Here is a 1323-nt window from a genome sequence, read left to right on the forward strand (position 1 = left end):
CTGCAAAGTTAAATTGTCATCGCTGCCCGCTGCCAGGGCTTCATTAACCAACTCTTTTGCCAAACTATCTGGTACTTTCCCTGTCTCCTCAAAAGCTCTCGTAATCGTATTCGCCAAATGCTTTTCAGTAAGAAACTCATACACCCCGTCAGTAGCAAGAATAAAGATATCTCCCTCACTTAGAGGAAGCGCTCGATAGTCCATTTCCAAAGTGTCATGAACGCCCAATGCGCGGGTCAGGTAACTCGTTTCTGCATCAACGACATGTCGATGATCCTTGGTTAGTTGCTCAAGGTTATTGTCAGCAAGCCTGTAGATACGTGAATCACCAGAGTGAAAGCAATAAGCAGTGTTCGACTTAATAACAAGCGAACTAAAGGTACAGATATAGCCTTTGTCTTTATTAAAGCGATGCGGGCTATTTTGGGTCTGCGCGAACAGCCAGGAGTTAGCTGCTTTAAGAACCCGTTGAGCAGAGGTCTTCACAGACCAGGAGTCTGATGTGCTGTAGTAGTCCTGTATAAAACCTTTAACCGCGGTTTCACTCGCAATCTGGCTTACATTGCTGCTACTAATACCGTCAGCCAAAGCGACCACCAGCCCTTTGGACGCGAGCAAAGGCTCTTCCGGGGCATAGGCTGCATGGAAGTCCTGATTCAGGTCTTTCTTTCCTGCAGTTGAATACTGACTAACAGATACTTTAAGTTGTTTAGACATAAAAAACCCCGCCATTTCTGGCGGGGCTCCTATTATATTATTTTAGTATTAAGCGACCTTACGCTCTGGATTAGTCCTAACATGCGTCCAGTATAGTGGCAGACCTACTAGTAAGAAGCCGCCAGCAAGGTTACCCAAAGCTGTTGGGATTTCGTTCCATACGAAGTACTCGTATAAACCAAAGTCACCGCCCATGATCATAGAGAATGGGAATAGGAACATGTTTACAATAGAGTGTTCAAAGCCCATAAAGAAGAAGAGCATTACCGGCATCCACATTGCAATGATCTTACTCGTTGCAGAGGTTGAAATCATTGCACCGACAACACCCATCGATACCATCCAGTTACACAGCATGCCACGAATAAATATCGTGAACCAGCCATCAGCACCATGCGCTTGATAACCCAGTGTTCTTGACTCACCAATGGTGCTCACTTTAGCTGCCAAGGCACCGCCGTCAGTGTTGTAACCATAAGTTAGAATAAACGAAGCAAAGAAAGCTGTGGTCAGTGCGCCACCAAAGTTACCAAGGAAAACCAAGCCCCAGTTTCTCAACATTTGCGGCACGGTACAGCCATTACGTTTATCAAGTATTGATAGCGG

Annotated in this window: 2 protein-coding genes; both read right to left on the bottom strand. The window is 45.7% G+C overall.

Translation table 11 applies throughout. From position 1 onward, the window contains the following. Positions 1 to 717: PP2C family serine/threonine-protein phosphatase (locus tag A3729_RS04190; protein ID WP_156497646.1), on the bottom strand; the 717-nt coding region annotated here is incomplete at its 3' end. Positions 718 to 765: 48 nt separating this feature from the next. Beyond that, positions 766 to 1323, bottom strand: a 558-nt coding sequence (locus tag A3729_RS04195) for a formate/nitrite transporter family protein (protein ID WP_068633241.1), incomplete at its 5' end; no start/stop codon positions are given.

Source organism: Oleiphilus sp. HI0043, assembly GCF_001634935.1.